We start from the raw sequence: 17,911 nt of genomic DNA, 5'->3' as shown, positions 1-17,911 counted from the left end.
TATTCCGCTTGCTGAAGTGGAGGATTAAATCTGTAAAGCACTGGTTCAGGAGAGTAAACCCTAAGGTTTAGCAAATGAAGTGACGGAAGAACACAACAAAAAAGGAGAAGCGACGCCTCTCCTTTTATGCTAATTTAAAATTGAATCTGAACTAAGATTGCAGTTACAAAGATACAACATCCGAAAGGCAATGTCAAGCAATCCGGTGTTTTTCTTTACTGACGTCCCATTCTTTATACATGCATCAGATATTGCTTGAAGTCCGCGAAATCCTTCGACATCGGCAGGCTCTTCTTCTCACCGCGCATAAAGGCCTGAAGCTTGGCTGGTATTTCTACGGCTTCACCGATAATCTTCTCGACTGTATCCTTGAACTTCGCCGGATGAGCCGTTTCAAGGAACACGCCCGTTTCACCGAGTTTCAGTCCTTCGACCAAAGCGCGGAAGCCGCAGGCTCCGTGCGGGTCGAGCAGGTAATGGTCCTTCTTCCACACTTCCCGCATAGTTTCGGCAATCTGCTCATCGGTATAAGTGGCACCGCTGATTTCGGCAGAGATGGCGGCATGGCTGCCTCCGTAAAGGTCGAGTATGCGAGCAAAGTTGCTCGGGTCGCCCACATCCATCGCGTTAGCAATGGTAGCGATACTGGGACGCGGTGTATAAATGCCCGTCTGCAAATATTGGAAGAAGATATCATTGCGGTTGTTGGAAGCGATAAAGCGTTCCACGGGTAGTCCCATACGCTTGCCGAAAAGGCCGGCAGTGATATTGCCGAAGTTACCACTGGGTACACAAATGACGGCATTGTCTCCCTTACCGGCACGCTTCAGTTGAGCATAGGCATAAAAGTAATAGAATGCCTGCGGCAAGAAACGCGCCACGTTGATGGAATTGGCGCTGGTCAGTTGCAGGTGCTCGTTTAGTTCCCCGTCCATAAAAGCGGATTTAACCAGAGCCTGGCAATCGTCGAACGTACCGTCAACCTCAATGGCCGTGATATTCTGCCCTAAGGTAGTGAACTGTTTCTCCTGGATTTCACTGACTTTTCCCTTCGGGTAGAGCACATAGACGTGTATGCCTTCCACACCGAGGAAACCATTGGCAACGGCACTCCCCGTATCACCGGAAGTAGCCACAAGCACATTGACTTGCTTCTTGCCCTCTTTCTTGATAAAGTACCCCAGCAAACGCGCCATGAAGCGACCGCCTACATCCTTAAAGGCAAGTGTCGGACCATGGAACAGCTCAAGCGAATAAATATTCTCCGTCACCCGGACCAGAGGGACATCGAAACTGAGTGTGTCATAAACAATCTGTTTCAGCGTATCGGCAGGAACATCCTCACCAAAGAAAGCATCTGCCACGCGATAGGCTATCTCCTGAAAGCTGAGTGTATCGATGCTATCGTAAAACTCTTGTGGCAGAGTTTTGATTGTAAAGGGCATGAAAAGCCCCTTGTCTGCGGCAAGCCCCTTTACCACGGCCTCTTCAAGAGTGACTTCGGAAGCTTGTTTGTTGGTGCTATAATATTTCATATTAAATTAAAAATTAAAGAATTCATTGATAAACTCGTCTTCTTTCATCAGTCCGTAACTGCCTTCACAGGCTGCCACTTCATCAAATGTCCGTACTTCGTCAGCCTCGATACCCGGATGCCAGATGAGGAATGGAACAGGTTCGGCCGTATGCGTACGGAGCTCGCAGGGAGTGGGATGGTCAGGCAATACGGAGATGGCAACGGGTTCCTCCCAATCCTTCACAGCCTCGTAGATAGGACCTACAGCACGGCTGTCCAGATTCTCAATCGTCATAATCTTCAAGGGGACGTTTCCTTCATGACCGGCCTCATCACTGGCTTCGATATGCAGGTAGACAAAATCATCCGTCCGCAATGCATCGAGGGCGGCAGCCACCTTATTCTCATAGTTGGTATCATAAAGCCCCGTCGCACCTTCTACGGTGATACGCCGCAGCCCCGCATAGTAGCCGATACCGTTAATCAAATCCACGGCAGAAATCACGGCGCCGCGCCTCACCTGCGGAAACTTGTCTGAAAGGCGCTCCATCTGCGGACGATAACCGGGACTCCACGGCCAGATGCTATTGGCAGGGTCCTTACCCTCGGACTTCCGCTTCATGTTGACCGGATGGTTTTCCAGCAACACTTGCGAACGGATAATCAAATCGTTAATCAAATCGGCAGTCTGCTTCGGAGTAAGCTCTGCACCGCCTTCGGGGACCGAAATATTCTCCGTCCCCTCCATCGGCTTCACCATCAACGGACGGAAAGGCCTCAAAGGGACATCGTGGGGCGGCGTACAGTCAATGCGCTTGTCCCCTCCTTTTATTACCAGCAGATGGCGGTATTGCACGCCCGTATGGAAACGCACGCAGTCGTCGCCCAGATGCTCTTGAAGGTATTTCACCAACACATCCGCTTCCTCTGTAGTGATGTGCCCGGCAGAATGATTCTTGATATTGTCTCCCTCGATGCAGATAATATTGCAGCGCATCGCCATCTCACCTGGCTGCAAGTCCACACCGATGCTCGCCGCCTCCAACGGACCGCGGCCTTCGTACACCTTCGGCAGGTTATAGCCCAGAACGGACATATTCGCCACCTCACTGCCGGGATGAAATCCCTCGGCCACCGTCACCAGCCTTCCCACACGTCCCATGCGTGCCAGCTTGTCCATATAGGGAGTTGCAGCCGCCTGCAGCAAGGTTTTGCCTCCCAGAGCCTTCACGGGCCAGTCGGCCATACCATCACCCAATATAATGATGTGTTTCATCTTTTTATATTACGATTTGGATTAAACGTTTGCAATGCTCATAATATCCGCAAATACCCCCGCAGCCGTTACACCCGCACCGGCTCCGTATCCTTGTATCATCATCGGATATTCCTTATAACGTGCCGTGGTCAGCAGGATGATGTTATTGCTGCCTTCCAGACCGTAAAACGGATGGTTAGCGCCGACTTCCTGCAAGCCGACAGATGCTTTGCCGTTTTCCAGCTTGGCTACGAAACGCCAATGCTTGTTCTCGGCTTCCAACACCTTGCGACGGGCCTCGAAATCGGCATCGAGGCTCGGCACTTTCTTCCAGAAGTCATCCAGGGAGCCTTCAAAGAAGTCATCGGGCACAAAGAGGTTCTTCTCAACATCGCTCTGTTCCAAACAGTAACCGGCCTCGCGTGCCAGAATCACCAGTTTGCGGATAACATCCTTTCCGCTGAGGTCGATACGCGGATCGGGTTCGGAGTAACGTTCCTCCTGTGCCATCTTAATGGTCTTGCTGAAAGGAATGTCGGCACTGATTTTATTGAAAATATAGTTCAACGTACCGCTCAGCACGGCTTCAATCTTCAATATCTTATCACCGCTATGAATAAGGTCGTTAATGGTATTGATGATGGGGAGTCCGGCACCTACATTTGTTTCAAACAAGTACTTCACACCGCGTTGGCGGGCAATCTGTTTCAGTTCACGATAGTTCTCGTATTCAGAAGAAGCGGCAATCTTGTTGGCAGCCACTACCGAAACATTGTGCAGCAGCAAGTCCTTGTAAAGGGAAGCCACGCCTGCACTTGCCGTACAGTCCACAAAGACAGAGTTAAAGATGTTCATACCGATAATCTCATTACGCAGCGTTTCCAGAGAGCTGTCCTTTCCCTTCTCCTGCAGTTCTTCACGGAAACGTCCCAAATCGAAACCTTCGCGGCTGAACATGGCTTTGTTTGCATCGGCAATGCCCACTACATTCAATTGCAGGCCGTTCTCCTGCATCAGCTTCTGGCGCTGGCTGTGGATTTGCTCTATCAGGCTACCGCCTACGGTTCCTATGCCACAGATAAAGAGATTCAGTACCTGATATTCCGACAAGAAGAAAGAATCATGGATGACATTCAGCGATTTGCGCAATGATTTGCTGTCCACTACAAACGAGATGTTGGTTTCCGAAGCACCCTGCGCACAAGCAATCACATTGATACCGTTACGCCCCAACGTACCGAACAGCTTTCCGGCAATACCCGGCGTATGCTTCATGTTCTCGCCTACGATGGCCACGGTAGCCAGGTTCTTTTCTGCCTGAATAGGAGAAATTTCTCCCATCTCTATTTCTTTGGCAAACTCCTCGTTCAGCACCTCGCAAGCCAGGTTAGCATCCGCATTGCGCACACCGATAGACGTTGAATTCTCCGAAGAAGCCTGGGACACAAGGAACACACTGATGCCATTCTTTGCCAGCGCCTTGAAGATACGGTAGTTCACACCGATAACACCTACCATACCAAGGCCTTGCACTGTAATCAGGCTCGTATCATTGATGGATGAAATACCCTTGATGGCCTTGCTTTGCGGGTCGGAAACCTCTCGCTTGATGACAGTTCCCACACCCTCCGGATTGAAGGTATTCTTCACCAGAATGGGGATATTCTTGTGGCAAACCGGATAGATTGTCGGAGGATAGACCACTTTCGCACCGAAGTTACAAAGCTCCGTAGCTTCCACATAGCTCAATTCATTGATAGTGTATGCCCTGGAAATCACACGCGGGTCAGCTGTCATGAACCCGTCTACATCCGTCCAGATTTCCAGACTGTCGGCATCCAGTGCGGCAGCAATGATTGCCGCTGTATAGTCGGAACCACCTCTACCCAGGTTCGTTACCTCTCCCGTCATTTTGTCTGTGGAGATAAACCCCGGAACCAATACGCGTTTGGGCAGGCTGCTGAATGTTTCGCGCACCAACGAATTTGTCAGCTCCGTATCCAGCACATGCTTGGAATGTTTCTTCTCCGTCTTGATAAACTTACGCGAATCAAACCATTCAGCTCCCGTCAGTTGTGCCACGATGATAGATGAAAGCCGTTCGCCATAGCTCACAATCGTATCGGACGTCTTCTGCGAAAGGTCCTTTATCAGATAAATACCCTGAAAAATATCTTTCAGCTCATTAAGCAGTTCGCCAATCTGGCGCTGCAAGGCAACCTGCGCCTCGCCTGCCGGAATCACTTCCTTAATCATTTCCACATGACGGTAGACAATCTCCCGGAACTCATTCTCGTAAGAAGCATCACCGGCTGCCGCCATTCTGGAGGTGTTAATCAACTTGTCCGTGATACCACCCAATGCGGACACTACCACGATAACCGGTTCATCGACTGCTTCTACAATTCTCTTGACGCTCAAAATACTGTTCACGGAACCTACGGACGTTCCGCCGAATTTCATTACTTTCATTTCTCTTTATATTGTTGAGATGGTTGATACAATGTGTCGGAAACAAGCTGATACGGCTTGCATTGACTTTAATTAAATAGAAAAACTGCTTGAAAATGGTGTAACACGTAGAAACACAAAATACTATCCCTAACCCCTAAGGGTCATGGTCCACATGGATGTGACTGTATGCTGATAGTACTTGTTCATTGTCTCTTGTTTCTATCATTTATGATAAGTGTTGCAAAAGTAACAATAAAAACATTCAATCTATCACTTTTTGCGACTTTTTTGCGATAAAAATACAGAAAGCCTTTAAAAAGGCAAGAAATATGCACAACTTACGGCTTACACTTTCACACTTTCCATACCTTTTTTCTGTATATCCGTTTATTCTTTTCTAACATTTTGCTATCATTATCAAGATATATCATTATATTTGCATGGAAAACATGAAAGAAAAGTGCGTATGAACCCAGAAAACACTTCCGTTTTGCTAATATACACCGGTGGAACTATCGGAATGATAGAGAATGCAGAAACCGGCGCCCTGGAAAGCTTCAACTTCGAGCAGTTGCAGAAACATGTTCCCGAGCTTCAGAGATTTGCGTTCCGTATCGACACTTATCAATTCGACCCGCCCATGGATTCCTCGGACATGGACCCCGATGCCTGGCGCAAACTGGTACGCATCATCAGCGACAACTACGACCAATACACTGGCTTCGTCATTCTGCATGGCACAGATACCATGGCCTACACAGCTTCCGCACTCAGCTTCATGCTTGAAGGGCTGAACAAGCCCGTCATCCTAACCGGCTCGCAACTGCCCATTGGCGTGCTCCGCACAGACGGCAAGGAAAACCTGCTGACCAGCATCGAAATAGCCACCGACCGCCACTCCAACGGACAGCCCATCGTACCCGAAGTCTGCATCTTCTTCGAAAATCACCTGATGCGCGGCAACCGTACCACCAAAATGAACGCGGAAAACTTCAATGCTTTCCGCTCCTTCAATTATCCGGTACTCGCTTCTGCCGGTATACATATTAAATATAATAATGTACAGATTCATACACACGGCACTCCCCGCGAACTGGAGCCTCATTATCTGCTCGATACCAACATCGCCATACTGAAGCTTTTTCCAGGTATTCAGGAAAATGTCGTGGCAGCCATACTTGCCACTAAAGGACTGAAGGCCGTAGTCCTCGAAACCTACGGTTCCGGCAACGCTCCCCGAAAGGAATGGTTTCTACGCCGCCTGCATGATGCCTGCGAACAAGGCATCATCATTGTCAACGTCACCCAATGCAGTGCCGGCACCGTTGAAATGGAGCGCTATGAAACCGGTTACCACCTGATGCAGGCAGGAGTTGTCTGCGGATATGACAGCACAACGGAATCTGCCGTAACCAAGCTGATGTTCCTTCTGGGGCACGATTATCCACCTGCCGAAATACGCGAACTGATGGGACGACCGCTGGCAGGGGAAATTACCGTGTGAAGCACAACTATCACTGCACCGGGGTCAATTCTCCCGTCACAGAATCTATTATGAAACCGCTGACATTGACATCATCCGGTATCAGCGGATGGTTGACAATGGCTTCCACCGTACCTTTTACCGATTTCTCCGTATCTTCGAACCCATATAGCCAGGACTCGAAATCCACTCCGCAGAAACGAATCATATCAATCGTCTCCTGCTTGATACCCCGGGTCTTCATATGCTCTATCATCTGGGCACTGCTCATATGGCACGCACCACAATCGGAGTGGGCAATAACCATAACTTCCGTCACTCCCAACTCATAGATGGCCACCATCAGACTACGGATGACGCTACCGAACGGATGTGAAATGATTCCACCCGCATTTTTTATCATCTTCACATCACCGTTCTTGATACCTAAGGCCGCCGGCAGTAAAGCGGTCAAACGGGTATCCATACAAGAGAGGATGGCAATCTTCTTATCCGGGTATTTATTCGTGATGTATTTCTCATATCCCTTCTCGGCAACAAAACGCTTGTTGTATGCAAGAATATCTTCTATCATGGCTTTTATAACATGTTATTGTTTTCTACTCACAAAAATAAAAAAACTCTATGGGAGTCTGCAAGCCCTGCATTGAAAAATTGTACCTTTGGGCAATCATTTTAGAAGGAATGCGCAACTATGGCTAAAGAAAAGACGGTTTATGTATGCAGCAACTGCGGACAAGACTCTCCCAAATGGGTAGGCAAGTGTCCGTCGTGCGGAATGTGGAACACGTATGTGGAAGAGGTGGTACGGAAAGAAGTGGTGAACAAGCGTCCCGTATCGGGCATAGAAACCGCCAAAGCCAAACCCGTAACCCTCCATGAGATTGTAGCCGATGACGAACCGCGCATCGACCTCCATGATGCCGAGCTGAACCGGGTACTGGGTGGTGGTCTTGTACAAGGTTCTCTTGTTTTGATTGGCGGCGAACCGGGTATTGGGAAATCCACCCTGGTGCTACAGACCGTACTCCGCATACCGGAAAAACGTATTCTCTATGTATCCGGCGAAGAAAGCACCCGCCAATTGAAACTGCGTGCCGACCGCTTGACAAGCACCTCCAGTGACTGCCTCATCGTGTGCGAAACTTCCCTGGAACAGATTTACGTCCACATCAAAAATATTCGCCCGGATATAGTCATCATCGACTCCATACAGACAATTTCTACCGAAACCCTTGAATCGTCGCCTGGGAGCATCGCCCAGGTACGGGAATGTTCCGCCTCCATCCTGCGCTTTGCCAAGGAAACGCATACGGCGGTCATCCTCATCGGGCATATCAATAAGGAAGGAAGCATAGCCGGCCCCAAGGTACTGGAACATATCGTGGATACCGTACTCCAGTTCGAGGGCGACCAACACTACATGTACCGTATCCTGCGCAGCATCAAGAACCGTTTCGGAAGTACTGCCGAACTGGGGATTTACGAAATGCGGCAAGATGGATTGCGCCAGGTGAGCAACCCATCCGAACTGCTGCTGAACCAGGACCATGAAGGTATGAGCGGCATAGCCATCGCCTCCGCGATAGAAGGCATCAGACCGTTCCTCATCGAAACGCAGGCATTGGTCAGCAGTGCCGTATATGGTAACCCGCAACGCTCTGCCACAGGGTTCGACATCCGCCGCATGAATATGCTGCTGGCCGTATTGGAAAAACGTGTAGGCTTCAAGCTGGCACAGAAAGACGTCTTTCTCAACATTGCCGGCGGATTGAAAGTGAACGACCCGGCAATAGACCTTGCCGTCATCAGTTCTATCCTCTCCAGCAACATGGACACGGCCATAGAGCCGGAGGTGTGCATGGCGGGAGAAATAGGTCTGTCAGGTGAAATCCGCCCAGTGAACCGCATAGAGCAACGTATCGGAGAAGCAGAGAAACTTGGATTCAAGCGATTCATACTTCCCAAGTATAATATGCAAGGACTGAACACGAAGAAGATTAAAATGGAATTGATACCAGTACGGAAGGTGGAAGAAGCATTCCGTGCCCTATTCGGATAATCATTATGATACAAGAATACCAACTGCGCGTATTGCCCGAAGTAGCGGCAAACGAGCAACGCCTGAAAGAGTACTTAATACATGAGAAAGGACTGAATGCGCGGGAGATAACAGCAACGCGCATCTTGAAGCGCAGTATCGATGCCCGCCAACGGACCATCTATATCAACCTCAACGTACGGGCATATCTGAACGAAATGCCGAAAGAGGACGAATATCAACATACCTTATATAATAATGTAGAAGGAAAACCCCAAGTAGTAGTGGTAGGCGCCGGTCCCGGAGGACTCTTCGCCGCTCTGCGCCTGATAGAACTCGGTCTACGCCCCGTCATTGTGGAACGTGGAAAGGACGTACGGGAACGCAAGAAAGACTTGGCGCAAATCAGCCGCCAGCAACTCGTCAACCCGGAGTCCAATTACAGCTTCGGAGAGGGAGGTGCCGGAGCTTACTCGGATGGCAAGCTGTACACACGCAGCAAGAAGCGCGGCAATGTAGACAAGATTCTGAACGTCTTCTGCCAACATGGAGCCTCCACTTCCATTCTGGTAGATGCACATCCGCACATAGGTACGGACAAACTGCCGCGTGTCATCGAAAACATGCGGAACACTATCATCCAGTGCGGTGGCGAAGTCCACTTTGAAACACGCATGGACGCCCTGCTCATAGAGAAGGATGAAGTCAAAGGCATTGAAACAAATACCGGCAAGACTTTCCTTGGCCCGGTGATACTTGCCACCGGTCACTCTGCCCGGGATGTATACCGCTGGCTTGCCGCCAACAATGTAGAGATTGAAGCTAAAGGCATTGCGGTAGGCGTACGACTGGAACATCCCGCCACCTTAATAGACCAAATACAATATCACAACCGGAACGGACGGGGAAAATATCTGCCTGCCGCCGAATATAGCTTTGTAAACCAGGTAGACGGACGAGGAGTATATAGCTTCTGCATGTGTCCCGGTGGTTTTGTTGTGCCCGCCGCCAGCGGTCCCGAGCAGATTGTAGTCAACGGGATGAGTCCCAGCAACCGCGGTTCCCGTTGGAGCAATTCGGGAATGGTGGTAGAGCTACGCCCGGAAGACATAGAGCAATTTACTATTGACAATCTACAATTTACAATTTCTATGCAGCACGACAGCGCGGCTAATTGTCAATTGCCAACCGTCAATTCCCCATTAAGCATGATGTACTTTCAAGAATATCTGGAGCGCCTCTGCTGGCAACAAGGCAATATGAAGCAGACAGCACCGGCACAGAGAATGGCAGACTTCACTAAGAAAAAACTAAGTTACGACCTGCCGGAAACTTCGTATGCACCGGGATTGGTCTCCTCGCCTCTCCACTTCTGGATGCCTTCTTTCATTGCAGAACGCCTGAGCAAAGGTTTTCAGTTATTCGGGAAATACAGCCGGGGGTTCTTGACGAATGAGGCGGTCATGATTGGAGTGGAAACCCGTACATCGGCTCCGGTACGCATAACAAGAGATAAGGAGACACTACAACATGTACGCGTAAAAGGACTATTCCCCTGCGGAGAAGGCGCTGGATACGCTGGCGGCATTGTTTCTGCCGGAATTGACGGCGAACGATGTGCGGAAGCGGCAAAGGCATTCTTTAATTAAGCTATAATATTTACATTCAAATTTTTATTTTATCGTTTAATTTGTAAACAATTATCACATATACATTGTTTTATTGTATTTATAGAAATATTTATATGAGATTCATCAGAAACATTGTATGCTTTCTATTTTTCTTACCTTTCATTGCCACAGCGCAAACCTATAAATACATCGGAGTGGAAAACGGATTAAGTAACCGCAGAATCTTCGACATTCAAAAGGATTCAATAGGTTACATGTGGTTCCTCACCAACGAAGGCATAGACCGGTACAATGGAAAAGACATCAAACATTACAAATTAATTGAAGAAGATAAAAAGTCAAACTCCCCCATCCATCTTGGCTGGCTATATTTTGAAGACCAAGGGAAATTATGGGTAATAGGCAAATCCGGATGCATTTTTCAATATAACCAAGAACGCGATTCGTTCAACAGGATATATAAACTGCCCAAAGCATCGGTCAATATCAGCTGCAGCTATATGGATCACAATAATAGAATTTGGCTATGTAGCAAATACAGTATCATTCTCTATGACACAAAGACCGGAGAAACCCATCAAATGCCCAATGAATTAAAAAGGAGCATTACAAGTATCGAACAAATAGACAATAACCACTTCTTCATGGGCACCAGCAAGGGAGCGCGATACGTCAAACTCGAAAACAAAACATTGCAGATTGTCCCTCTTGAACCTCTTGACAAAATCCGGGCCCAAATCAGTGCACTCTATTTCCACCAAGAGTCACAAAGACTTTTCATCGGTACTTTTGAAAAAGGAGTCTTTGCCTACGACATACGGCAACAACGAATTATACACTCCAATACAGATTTGAGCGATGTAAACATCGCCCGAATCAGACCTCTGAACCGGACAGAACTATTGATAGCGACAGAAGGTATGGGCATACACAAAATCAATGTGAACTCGTGCATCTCGGAACCGTACATCACCTCCAACTACAAAAGTTACAATGAGATGAACAGCAATAACATCAATGACATTTATATTGATGAAGAAAAGCGGATATGGATAGCCAACTACCCGGAAGGGATTACCATTATAGACAACCGGTACAAAAACTACAACTGGATAAAGCATTCCATCGGAAACAGACAATCGCTGGTCAACGACCAGGTGCACTCTGTCATTGAAGACAGTGACGGAGACCTATGGTTCGGAACAAGCAACGGAATCAGCCTTTATCAATCAAAAACCGGGCAGTGGCATTCATTCCTGAGCTCTTTCGACCATCAACTGAAAGACAAGAACCACATCTTCATTACGCTATGCGAGGTATCACCCGGCATTATTTGGGCAGGAGGATATACTTCGGGAGTATACAAAATAAATAAAAGGACACTCTCGGTAGAATATTTCTCCCCTTACCTGCTCAATCCGGACAACATTCGTCCTGACAAGTATATCCGCGACATTGTAAAAGACTCCAAAGGATATATCTGGTCCGGAGGGTTCTACAATCTGAAGTGCTTCGATTTGTCCCTGAATTCTGTCCGTCTGTATCCCGGAATAAATTCCATCACCGCCATTACAGAAAAGGACGACGGACACATGTGGATTGGGACAAGTACCGGACTATATCTGTTGGACAGAGAGTCAGGCAGATTCCAATATATCGCCTTGCAGGAAGAGGCGACCTATATCAACACACTTTACCAAGCGGAAGACCTCTCTCTATATATAGGAACAAACGGCTCCGGAGTGGTTGTATACAACGCAAAGGACAGTACGTTCAAGCATTATCATAAGGACAATTGTGCCTTGATTTCAAACAACATCTACACCATACTCCCCGAGTCGGACGGGCATATCCTGATGAGCACTGAAAACGGGATCAGCTGTTTCCACCCTGCGGAGAAGATATTCCACAACTGGACCAAAGAGCAAGGGCTGATGTCCTCCTGCTTCAGCGCCTCTTCCGGAACGCTACGCAAGAACAAGGGTTTTGTCTTTGGCAGCACAGACGGAGCCATCGAATTCCCCGAAGGAACCCGTCTTCCCAAGTACATCTACTCCCCCATGATACTCAGCGATTTTCAGATATTCTATCAGACAGTCTTTCCCGGCAGTATGAATTCCCCCTTGAAGGAAAACATCAACCAGACAGACCGGTTAAAGCTGAAATATAACCAGAACACTTTCTCTCTCAACATTTCATCCATTAATTATGACGCACCGGACAATGTCACTTTCTACTGGAAATTGGAAGGATTTTACGATGACTGGAACCGACTGAGTGAAGAAGGGCATCTCCGCTTCACCAATCTTGCCTCGGGCGATTACAAGCTTTGCATACGGGCGGTATCCAAGGAAGAGCCGTATCTCTATTTTGAAGAGCGAAGTATCGACATCAGCATTGCGCGTCCCGTCTGGTTCAGTTTTTGGGCTATAGCTTGCTATGTTTTATTGGCGGCATTGATGTTCATTACCGGTTTTCGTATCATAGCACTGAGAAAACAAAAAAAGATATCCGATGAGAAAACCCGCTTCTTTGTCAATACCGCACATGATATCCGCACGCCATTGACACTGATAAAGGCACCTCTGGAAGAAATGCTTGAAAACAAGACATTGAACGAAGCCGAGACCAACAATATGCACATGGCACTGAGAAATGTCAATTCACTCCTGCACATGACCACCAATCTGATAAACTTCGAACGGGCAGAAGTATATTCCTCCCATCTGTACATAGCAGAATATGAACTGAATACTTATATAAAGGAGATATACAATATTTTCCGTACATACGCTGCCATAAAGCACATTTCTTTCAGATATGAAAGTAACTTCAGTTACATGAATGTGTGGTTCGATAAAGAGAAAATGGACTCCATCCTGAAGAACGTCATATCCAATGCCTTGAAATATACTCCTGAAAAAGGTGACATACTCATTTCCGTATATGACATTGGAAATACGTGGAGACTGGAGATCAAAGACAATGGCATAGGGATTCCAGCCAAAGAACAAAGGAAATTATTCAAGATGCACTTCCGTGGTACAAACGCCATTAACTCCAAGACCACGGGGAGTGGCATCGGTTTAATGCTGGTACGGAAACTGGTAAACCTGCACAATGGCAAAATACACATTGAAAGTACCGAACATCAAGGCACTACTATCAGAATCACCCTGCCCAAAGATAAAGAACAGTTCAAGCACTTCACATTGGCAATCAAAGAGAAGAAGTCTGCCTATGAACTGGACGTTCCCATTACTCCTTCGGAACGTACCGACTCTTTCCTGACCGAAGACAAGGACAAACTGCAACGTATCTTGATTGTAGAGGACAATGACGAGCTACGAAACTATCTGCTCCAGTCATTCTCCCCCAATTACAACGTGCAAGTATGCGGTAACGGCAAAGAAGCGCTTGCTATTGTAAAACAATTCTGGCCAGAACTGATTCTTTCCGACATCATGATGCCGGAAATGCGAGGAGACGAATTATGTACAGCCATCAAGAGCGACATCGAAACTTCCCATATCCCGATACTACTGCTGACGGCACTGGGAGATGAAAAAAACATTCTTGAAGGTCTCCAGATCGGTGCTGACGAATATATTGTAAAACCCTTCAGCATAAACATACTGAAAGCCAGTATAGCCAATCTGCTTGCCAACCGTGCATTGCTACGTAAGAAGTATGCAGATTTGGAAATCAATGCAGCAGAAGAGGAACCTCCTACAGCTACTTGTTCCAATAGCCTTGATTGGATATTCATGTCCAATGTAAAGAAGAACATCGAAGATAACATAGATAATCCCGATTTCACAGTAGACACCTTATGTTCTCTCCTGAACATGAGTCGCACCAGTTTCTACAACAAGCTGAAAGCACTAACCGCCCAGGCCCCGGCAGATTTCGTACGGAATATTCGTTTGAAACACGCTGCCAATTTACTAAAAGAGGGAAAATATTCTATTACCGAAGTCGCAGAAAGAACCGGTTTCTGCGATGGGAAATACTTCCGGGAAGTCTTTAAGAAGTATTTCAATGTCAGCCCCAGCCAATATGCGAAAGGAGACACTCCCCGCTCCCCCAAAGGAGAGGGAGAATAGTTCTGCATAGGAGAATTTTTCATTTTGCAGCCCCACACAGCCAAACCCTAAAAAATTATCCGTATTTTTGCAGAAACAAAAAACGAGAATGACTCCTGAAATAGCAATCGTCGACTCCAACACCCTCTCCTGCCTGGGACTGCAGAACTTGCTGGAGGAAATCATCCCGACAGCCGTCATCCGCTCTTTCCGTTCCTTTGGTGAGCTGATGGATGATACGCCTGACATGTATGTGCATTACTTCATCTCCTCGCAGATTTACTTCGAGCATACCGCTTTCTTTCTGGAGCGCAAACCCAAAACCATTGTGCTGGTCAACGGTGAAACCGTTCCCCAATTGTCGAGCGTGCCGACGTTGAATATCTATCAGGACGAACAGAACCTGGCAAAGAACATTCTGCAGCTGCGTCAATACGGAGACCAATACCACCTGCACCAAGGCAGACCGGAGTCTGCCGGACACGCAAACATGGCACCAGACACCACCAGCCACGACCTTTCCGCCCGAGAAATAGAAGTGCTGGTGCTGATTACCAAAGGCCTCATCAACAAGGAGATTGCCGACAAACTGAACATCAGCCTGACCACCGTCATCTCACACCGCAAGAATATCACCGAGAAGCTGGGCATCAAGTCCGTATCCGGGCTGACTATCTATGCAGTCATGCACGGATATGTGGAAGCCGACAGAATATAATCCTGCAACCGGAACACATCAGAAGCGGAGTTTTTCAGAAAGGCGCCGCCCTAATCAGTGTACTTGTATGCCAAAGTTTAATCGTTCCATCGTGGAGTAAAAATCGTTCCACCATGGTGGAACGATTTTTACTCCACGATGGAACGATATTTTCCACATGATAGAACGATTTAAGATTAGCACTCCAAGAACGAAATCCTAATAAATGAGGATTGCCCCTTCCGCAAGAATCCCCTTACTTTGCAGGTACAAAAAAACAGTTTATGAACAGATATAGAATTTTAGCCGGCATCTTCTGCCTTTTGGCAACCGGCAATGTACTTGCCGAAGAGGCAGACACTTTGAAAGTGGTAGACGTAGAGGAAATAACCGTCATTGCTACCCCAAAAGAAAACCGGAAACTGCGCGAGCAGCCCACTGCCGTCACCCTGCTTTCGCAACAGGACATGCAGAACGCACAAGTAAACTCCATCAAGAATCTGACATCCGTAGTGCCCAATATATTTATCCCCGACTACGGATCTCGACTGACTTCGGCTGTCTATATCCGCGGCATAGGTTCACGCATCAACACTCCCTCCGTAGGACTTTATGTAGACAATATACCTTATATAGACAAGTCAGCCTTCGACTTCAGCTATGCCGACGTAGAGCGCATCGACGTGCTACGCGGTCCGCAAGGCACGCTCTACGGGCGCAATGCTATGGGCGGATTGATTAAGGTACACACCAAATCTCCCTTCTCCTACCAGGGAACGGACTTCCGCATGGGGGCAGGTACGCACAATGCCTATAATACCTCGCTGACCCACTATCATCGGCTTTCGGAACGGTTCGCCTTTTCCACCGGAGGGTTTTACGATTATCAAGGAGGATTCTTCCGCAACACGGTGAGGGACGAGAAAGCGGACAAGGGGCAATCGGCAGGCGGACGCATCCGCGCCATTTACCTCCCTTCGGACAACTGGAAGGTGGACCTGAACATCAACTACGAATACAGCGACCAGAGAGGATACCCGTATTTCTATCAAGGTAGCCTGGCCCCCGAAGCACAGAGCGAGGCGATGAAACCCTACATTGGAAAGGTCTCCAACAATGCCCGAAGCAACTATTACCGCAACCTGCTGAACACCGGTCTGAACCTGGAATACCAGGCACAGCACTTCACGTTGAGCATGGTCACCGGCTACCAGTTTCTAAAGGACTGCATGGACATAGACCAAGACTTCACCGCCAACGACATCTATACCTTGCAACAGAAACAATGCTCCCACGCACTGAGCGAGGAAATCATCTTGAAGAGTAAAAGCGGCAACCGCTGGCAATGGACCACCGGTGCCTTCGGCTTCTACCAATGGCTGAATACGGAAGCTCCCGTAACCTTCAAAGAAGCCGGAATGGGGATGCTGAACCAGATGTTGGGTAGTGTCATTCCATCACAAATACAAGTAGAGATGGGTCCGTCCATGAGCATGAATATCCTGCCCTCACTGGGCATCATCAGCCGGGCTATGCCCATCGGAGGCAGTTTCGACACTCCGCTGCTGAATGGGGCGCTCTTTCATCAATCCACCTTCAGAGATTTATTCGGGCTGAAAGGAGTGTCCTTCACCGCCGGGCTACGTTTGGATTATGAACGTATGAACATGGATTACAACTCCGGCACCAGCCTGGAGTACAAGGTGGGCATCAAGGGAGAAATGAAGCGAGGCGATGTCGTCATCCGCGAAATAGAGATGATGCCGGAGACAGCGCTGACCGTAGAGTCTCGCTACCAGGGAAGTATCGACAAAGATTATCTTCAGCTGTTGCCCAAGTTTGCTTTGCAGTATGACTTTGCGCGAAACAGAGGAAACATTTACGCTACGGTCAGCAAAGGTTACCGTTCGGGAGGCTACAACGTGCAGATGTTCTCCGACTTGCTGCAATCCAGTTTGAAAAACGACATGATGCGGCAAAGCAAAGAGGCGATTATGTCCAACGTACCGGATGCCTACAAAGAGTTGGTGAGCAAATACTTCCCCGATGCAGGAGAGAATCCGGATGCAAAATCTGCCACTGTCTATAAACCCGAACAAACCTGGAACTACGAAATAGGAACTCACCTGAATCTGTTTGACGGACGTCTGCATGCCGACGCCTCCATCTTCTGGCTGGAAACCCGCGACCAACAGATTTCACGTTTCGCCCCAAGTGGACTGGGACGTGAAACGGCAAATGCCGGTAAAAGCCGCAGCCAAGGGGCAGAGATTGCCTTGACAGCTGCCGTTACTACGGATTTCACGCTGAATGCAAGTTATGGCTATACTCGTGCCATCTTTAAGGACTACATCACCAACGAAAAAGTAAATGGTGAGCTTCAGGAAATCAGCTACAATGGCAAGTATGTACCTTTTGTTCCCAAGCATACCATGAACGTGGGCGGTCAGTACATCTTCCGCATCCGTCCGGGGTACTGGCTGGACCGCATCCAGCTGAATGCTAACTACACCGGTGCCGGGCGCATCTACTGGACCGAGAAAAATACCGTGAGCCAAGCCTTCTACGGCACGCTGAACGGACGCATCAGCTTCCAGAAAGGACATGGACAAATTGACTTCTGGGTGCGCAATGCCCTCAACAAGGATTACGCCTCCTTCTACTTCAAGAGTATGGGAAACGGATTTATGCAGAAAGGACGTCCCGTGCAAGCAGGGATAGAACTACGATGCAGATTCTGATTTCC

10 protein-coding genes are annotated in these 17,911 nt (G+C 48.2%); 6 read left to right on the top strand and 4 right to left on the bottom strand.

The window, feature by feature from the left end; genetic code table 11:
• Positions 1 to 233: 233 nt before the first annotated feature.
• Genes thrC through thrA form a run of 3 tightly spaced genes read right to left on the bottom strand, consistent with a single transcriptional unit; the run spans position 234 to position 5,246 of the window.
• The gene (gene thrC, locus H1A11_RS18230; protein WP_117599244.1) at positions 234 to 1,535 is read right to left on the bottom strand and encodes a threonine synthase; all 1,302 of its coding nucleotides are present in this window, start codon (positions 1,533 to 1,535) and stop codon (positions 234 to 236) included.
• A 6-nt stretch (positions 1,536 to 1,541) separates the two neighbouring features.
• Positions 1,542 to 2,792: a cofactor-independent phosphoglycerate mutase gene (locus H1A11_RS18225; protein WP_181757580.1), complete on the bottom strand. Its 1,251-nt coding sequence runs from the start codon at positions 2,790 to 2,792 to the stop codon at positions 1,542 to 1,544.
• A gap of 21 nt (positions 2,793 to 2,813) precedes the next feature.
• Complete coding sequence (gene thrA, locus H1A11_RS18220) at positions 2,814 to 5,246, bottom strand: bifunctional aspartate kinase/homoserine dehydrogenase I (RefSeq protein ID WP_117966350.1); 2,433 nt, start codon at positions 5,244 to 5,246, stop codon at positions 2,814 to 2,816.
• A gap of 448 nt (positions 5,247 to 5,694) precedes the next feature.
• Between thrA and H1A11_RS18215 the strand changes: the two genes are divergently transcribed.
• On the top strand, positions 5,695 to 6,732 hold the full coding sequence (locus tag H1A11_RS18215; protein WP_117966348.1) for an asparaginase: 1,038 nt from the start codon (positions 5,695 to 5,697) through the stop codon (positions 6,730 to 6,732).
• Between the two features lie 10 nt (positions 6,733 to 6,742).
• Here H1A11_RS18215 and H1A11_RS18210 read toward each other — a convergent pair whose 3' ends face one another.
• Positions 6,743 to 7,285, bottom strand: a complete 543-nt coding sequence (locus tag H1A11_RS18210) for a carbonic anhydrase (RefSeq protein WP_117599240.1) — start codon at positions 7,283 to 7,285, stop codon at positions 6,743 to 6,745.
• A 120-nt stretch (positions 7,286 to 7,405) separates the two neighbouring features.
• Here H1A11_RS18210 and radA point away from each other — a divergent pair, with 120 nt between their 5' ends.
• The 5 genes from radA to H1A11_RS18185 all read left to right on the top strand — a co-directional run bounded on the left by radA (position 7,406) and on the right by H1A11_RS18185 (position 17,906).
• Entirely contained in the window at positions 7,406 to 8,773 is a 1,368-nt protein-coding gene (gene radA / locus H1A11_RS18205) for a DNA repair protein RadA (RefSeq protein ID WP_117599239.1), read from the top strand.
• A gap of 5 nt (positions 8,774 to 8,778) precedes the next feature.
• A complete protein-coding gene (locus tag H1A11_RS18200) occupies positions 8,779 to 10,401 on the top strand; it encodes an NAD(P)/FAD-dependent oxidoreductase (RefSeq protein ID WP_174646421.1) in 1,623 nt (540 codons plus the stop codon).
• 95 nt (positions 10,402 to 10,496) lie between these two features.
• A complete protein-coding gene (locus H1A11_RS18195) occupies positions 10,497 to 14,489 on the top strand; it encodes a hybrid sensor histidine kinase/response regulator transcription factor (RefSeq protein WP_117599237.1) in 3,993 nt (1,330 codons plus the stop codon).
• Between the two features lie 88 nt (positions 14,490 to 14,577).
• Positions 14,578 to 15,186: a LuxR C-terminal-related transcriptional regulator gene (locus tag H1A11_RS18190; protein ID WP_117599236.1), complete on the top strand. Its 609-nt coding sequence runs from the start codon at positions 14,578 to 14,580 to the stop codon at positions 15,184 to 15,186.
• Positions 15,187 to 15,449: 263 nt separating this feature from the next.
• On the top strand, positions 15,450 to 17,906 hold the full coding sequence (locus tag H1A11_RS18185) for a TonB-dependent receptor (RefSeq protein WP_181757579.1): 2,457 nt from the start codon (positions 15,450 to 15,452) through the stop codon (positions 17,904 to 17,906).
• The last annotated feature ends 5 nt before the right edge of the window (positions 17,907 to 17,911 follow it).

This window comes from Bacteroides sp. CACC 737 (assembly GCF_013874375.1).
Lineage (GTDB): Bacteria > Bacteroidota > Bacteroidia > Bacteroidales > Bacteroidaceae > Bacteroides > Bacteroides uniformis.
This window is presented reverse-complemented; position numbering and strand designations above follow the sequence as displayed.

Excerpts from the sequence above, each read along its gene's own strand:
- thrC (WP_117599244.1), bottom strand. The coding sequence starts at position 1,535 with ATGAAATATTATAGCACCAACAAACAAGCTTCCGAAGTCACTCTTGAA.
- H1A11_RS18225 (WP_181757580.1), bottom strand. The coding sequence starts at position 2,792 with ATGAAACACATCATTATATTGGGTGATGGTATGGCCGACTGGCCCGTG.
- thrA (WP_117966350.1), bottom strand. The coding sequence starts at position 5,246 with ATGAAAGTAATGAAATTCGGCGGAACGTCCGTAGGTTCCGTGAACAGT.
- H1A11_RS18215 (WP_117966348.1), top strand. The coding sequence starts at position 5,695 with ATGAACCCAGAAAACACTTCCGTTTTGCTAATATACACCGGTGGAACT.
- H1A11_RS18210 (WP_117599240.1), bottom strand. The coding sequence starts at position 7,285 with ATGATAGAAGATATTCTTGCATACAACAAGCGTTTTGTTGCCGAGAAG.
- radA (WP_117599239.1), top strand. The coding sequence starts at position 7,406 with ATGGCTAAAGAAAAGACGGTTTATGTATGCAGCAACTGCGGACAAGAC.
- H1A11_RS18200 (WP_174646421.1), top strand. The coding sequence starts at position 8,779 with ATGATACAAGAATACCAACTGCGCGTATTGCCCGAAGTAGCGGCAAAC.
- H1A11_RS18195 (WP_117599237.1), top strand. The coding sequence starts at position 10,497 with ATGAGATTCATCAGAAACATTGTATGCTTTCTATTTTTCTTACCTTTC.
- H1A11_RS18190 (WP_117599236.1), top strand. The coding sequence starts at position 14,578 with ATGACTCCTGAAATAGCAATCGTCGACTCCAACACCCTCTCCTGCCTG.
- H1A11_RS18185 (WP_181757579.1), top strand. The coding sequence starts at position 15,450 with ATGAACAGATATAGAATTTTAGCCGGCATCTTCTGCCTTTTGGCAACC.